Source organism: Actinomycetospora sp., assembly GCF_055612215.1.
This window is the reverse complement of the sequence record NZ_JBVPVA010000394.1, coordinates 1-3,299: the sequence shown is the minus strand read 5'-3', so window position 1 is coordinate 3,299 and position 3,299 is coordinate 1. Positions and strand designations below refer to the sequence as shown.

The 3,299-nt window shown below is 75.0% G+C and carries 6 protein-coding genes; 5 read left to right on the top strand and 1 reads right to left on the bottom strand.

Annotated elements, in window-relative coordinates:
* The 5 genes from AC0CYZ_RS11225 to AC0CYZ_RS11205 form a co-directional block, all read left to right on the top strand.
* On the top strand, nt 1-813 hold an 813-nt coding region (locus tag AC0CYZ_RS11225; protein ID WP_472215265.1), incomplete at its 5' end, for a uroporphyrinogen-III synthase.
* Nucleotides 814-898: 85 nt separating this feature from the next.
* Nucleotides 899-1,873: a porphobilinogen synthase gene (hemB, locus tag AC0CYZ_RS11220; RefSeq protein WP_472215263.1), complete on the top strand. Its 975-nt coding sequence runs from the start codon at nt 899-901 to the stop codon at nt 1,871-1,873.
* Between the two features lie 25 nt (nt 1,874-1,898).
* Entirely contained in the window at nt 1,899-2,318 is a 420-nt protein-coding gene (locus tag AC0CYZ_RS11215; protein ID WP_472215261.1) for a hypothetical protein, read from the top strand.
* Nucleotides 2,315-2,788 carry a hypothetical protein gene (locus AC0CYZ_RS11210; RefSeq protein WP_472215259.1) on the top strand — a complete coding sequence of 158 codons (474 nt, stop codon included), beginning with the start codon at nt 2,315-2,317 and terminating at the stop codon, nt 2,786-2,788. Before AC0CYZ_RS11215 ends, AC0CYZ_RS11210 begins: the two co-directional genes overlap by 4 nt.
* Nucleotides 2,785-3,033 carry a hypothetical protein gene (locus tag AC0CYZ_RS11205; RefSeq protein WP_472215257.1) on the top strand — a complete coding sequence of 83 codons (249 nt, stop codon included), beginning with the start codon at nt 2,785-2,787 and terminating at the stop codon, nt 3,031-3,033. The genes AC0CYZ_RS11210 and AC0CYZ_RS11205 overlap by 4 nt, the downstream gene beginning before the upstream one ends.
* 185 nt (nt 3,034-3,218) lie before the next feature.
* Here AC0CYZ_RS11205 and AC0CYZ_RS11200 read toward each other — a convergent pair.
* Nucleotides 3,219-3,299, bottom strand: an 81-nt coding sequence (locus tag AC0CYZ_RS11200) for a DUF3761 domain-containing protein (RefSeq protein ID WP_472215267.1), incomplete at its 5' end; no start/stop codon positions are given.

Here is a 3,299-nt window from a genome sequence, read left to right as displayed (position 1 = left end):
CTGGTGCCCCGCACCAAGGACCAGGCGGGCGCGATGAGCGACCGGCTGCGCGTGCACGGCGCGGTGCCCGAGGAGGTCCCGACGATCGCCGTCGAGCCGCCCCGCTCGCCCGCGCAGATGGAGCGCGCGGTCAAGGGCCTGGTCGACGGGCGCTACCAGTGGGTGGTGTTCACCTCCCAGAACGCGGTGCGCGCGGTGTGGGAGAAGTTCCAGGAGTTCGGCCTCGACGCCCGCGCGTTCGCCGGCGTGAAGATCGCCTGCGTGGGCGAGGCGACCGCGTCGACGGTCCGCGCGTTCGGCGTGCACCCCGAGCTGGTGCCGGACGAGCAGACCGAGCAGTCCTCCGAGGGCCTGCTCGAGGTCTTCCCGCCGCACGACGACGTGCTCGACCCGGTCGACCGGGTGCTCCTCCCGCGCGCCGACATCGCGACCGAGACCCTCGCCGAGGGCCTGCAGTCGCGCGGCTGGGAGATCGACGACGTGACGGCGTACCGCACGGTGCGCGCCGCGCCGCCGCCCGCGCCGACCCGCGAGGCGATCAAGACCGGCGGGTTCGACGCGGTGTGCTTCACCTCGTCCTCCACGGTCCGCAACCTCGTGGGGATCGCCGGCAAGCCGCACGCCCGCACGATCGTGGCGTGCATCGGGCCGAAGACCGCGGAGACCGCGGTCGAGTTCGGCCTGCGTGTGGACGTCAAGCCCGACGTCGCCGAGGTCCCGGCCCTGGTCGAGGCCCTGGCCGCGCACGCGAACAAGCTGCGCGCCGAGGGTGCGCTGCCCCCGCCCCGCAAGACGAAGGCGCGCAAGCGCTAGGTGCGCTCCGCGCTCGTGAGCACGTGTCCGTGTCACAGGACGGAGAAGTGCTCACGGGGCCGGAGGCCACCTCTGGAGGAAGATCATGTTCCCCACCGACCGTCCCCGGCGGCTGCGCACCATCCCCGCGCTACGCCGGTTGACCGCCGAGACCGAGGTCCGGCCGCGGAACCTCGTGCTGCCGGTGTTCCTCGCCGAGGGTCTGGACGCGCCGAAGCCGATCTCGTCGATGCCCGGCGTCGTGCAGCACACCCACGAGACCCTGCGCAAGGCGGCCGCGGAGGCCGCCGCGGCGGGGCTCGGCGGGATCATGCTGTTCGGCGTGCCGTCGCACCACGACGCGACCGGCTCCGGCGCCGTCGACCCCGAGGGCATCCTCAACGTCGGGCTGCGCGAGGTCCGGGCCGAGGTCGGGGACGCGCTCCCGGTCATGGCCGACACCTGCCTCGACGAGTTCACCGACCACGGCCACTGCGGCGTGCTCGCCGACGACGGGTCGGTCGACAACGACGCGACCCTCGAGATCTACGCCGAGATGGCCGTCGCGCAGGCCGAGGCGGGCGCCCACGTCGTCGCCCCCAGCGGGATGATGGACGGGCAGGTCGGGCGGATCCGCGAGGCCCTCGACGCCGCCGGGCACGCCGACACCGCGATCCTCGCCTACTCCGCGAAGTACGCGAGCGCGTTCTACGGCCCGTTCCGCGAGGCGGTGGACTCCCAGCTCACGGGTGACCGCCGCACCTACCAGCAGGATCCGGCCAACGCCCGCGAGGCGCTGCGCGAGGCCGCGCTGGACCTCGCCGAGGGCGCGGACATGGTCATGGTGAAGCCCGCGATGGCCTACCTGGACGTGCTGCGGTCGGTCGCCGAGATCTCCGAGGTCCCGGTCGCGGCCTACCAGGTCTCCGGGGAGTACGCGATGATCTCGGCCGCGGCCGAGCGCGGGTGGATCGACCGCGAGCGCACGATCCTCGAGACCGTCACCGGGATCCGGCGGGCGGGCGCGGACATCGTGCTCACCTACTGGGCCACCGAGCTCGCCGGACGGCTCGACCGGTGACCGGCCGGGTGACGGGGGAGCGGGCGTGAGCGGGCCGGTGCGCGAGGTGACCCCGCCCCGGGAGGAGCCCGGCCGTCCCGCGGTGGTGACGGCCGCGGTCGTGCTCTGGGCGGTGCTCGGGGTCCTGCTCCTGGTCACGGCCGTGCTGTTCGCGATCGCCACCGCGGTCGGGATCGCCGACCCGGCCACCGGGGTCGGGTCGCTCGTGCTCACGGCGATCGTGCTGGCCCTCGTCGGCGTGGGCACGCTGGTGGCGACCCGGGCCCTGGCCGGCGGCTCCCGCCCGGCCCGGGCGGCGCTGACCGCGATCGGGGTCGTGCTCGCCGTCGCCGGGCTGGTGCAGTTGACGTTCCTCGGGGTCGGCGGGGTCTACTTCGTCGCCTTCGCCGCGGCGGCGCTGCTGCTGCACCTGCCCGCCGCCCGCGCGTTCTTCTCGGCGCGATGAGCGTTCCCGACGAGGCCCCGGTGCTGTTCGCGGAGCCCGGCGCGCCCTGGTGGCCGGTGCTGATCGGGCCGGTCCTCGCGCTCGCGGGGCTGCTGCTCGACCGGATGGCCCCCGGCGGCGCGAACCCGCTCGCCTGGCTCGTCGTCGGCCTGGTGCTCTTCCTGCCGATCGCGCTGATCGTCCGGGCCCGGCGCCGGTTCCTGCGGGTCCGGCTCACACCCGACGCGCTCGTCCAGGGCGAGGAATCCGTGCCGACCGCGGGCATCGTCGGGGTGCGCGCCGCGGACGGCAGCGGCCGCTACGGCCTGCGGCCCTTCGGCGACCACCCGACGGTGCCGCGCCACCTCGGCGTCGTCGTCGTGACCCTCGACGACGGGACGCGGCGCGCGGCCTGGGCCCGCGACGCCGACGGGCTGCACGCCGCGCTCGCGACGCTGCTCACCGACCGGGCCCCCGCGGAGGGCGCGTGACCCGCCGGGTCATCGTGACCGCGGTGCTCACCGTGGCGCTGCTCGTGGTCGGGCTGGTGTGCGTGGCCCACGGGGTGGACACGACGCCCTCGACCGGCGGCTTGCTCGTCTCCCCGGTGCCGCTCACCCGCGTGCTCGGCGCGTGGGTGGCGGCCGGCGTCGTGCTGGTGACCGCGGCCGTGGTGTGCGCGATCGACGTCGTGGCCCGGGTGCGGACGGCGCGAGCGGCCCGGTCGGACGCGTAGGGCGGATGCGACGAACCCTCGCATCCGCCCTAGACGCAGCGAGGATGCCGTTCGCTCTCGCGGGGTCGCGGCGGTGTCTCCCCGACGGCACCGGGGCTCCGGTCACGTAGGCAGATGAGCATGGTGTGGGCACCGGGGAGCGACGGTGCCCTCGCCATGATCATCTGCCTACGCGGATCACCGACTCAGAGCCACTCGCGGACGCCGCCGTGCCCCGAGCAGGTCCCCGACTTGTGCTTCGAGTGGCTGTCCGTGCCGTCCTCGCA